Annotated in this window: 1 protein-coding gene; it reads right to left on the bottom strand. The window is 60.7% G+C overall.

Going from position 1 to position 206, the window contains the following annotated elements; all coding sequences use genetic code 11:
* Nucleotides 1–18: 18 nt before the first annotated feature.
* Nucleotides 19–206, bottom strand: a 188-nt coding sequence (locus AF337_RS40895; RefSeq protein ID WP_152971194.1) for a helix-turn-helix domain-containing protein, incomplete at its 5' end; no start/stop codon positions are given.

The raw sequence follows: 206 nt of genomic DNA, 5'->3' as shown, positions 1-206 counted from the left end.
GTCGAGCGAAGGGGCTTTTCACTGTCGTTGCCGATAGGCAGAGGGTGTGACGCCTGTGCCCAACTTGAATGCCCGTGTCATGTGGCTCTGGCTGCTGAAGCCGCAGGCCGAAGCGATCTGCGCTATTGGGTCCATGCCTGATAACATCGATTTGGCGCGCTCGACACGCCGGTGAGCGACCCAGCCATGCGGGGACACACCATAAC

Source organism: Rhizobium ecuadorense, from assembly GCF_001187535.1.
GTDB classification, from domain to species: domain Bacteria; phylum Pseudomonadota; class Alphaproteobacteria; order Rhizobiales; family Rhizobiaceae; genus Rhizobium; species Rhizobium ecuadorense.
This window is presented reverse-complemented; position numbering and strand designations above follow the sequence as displayed.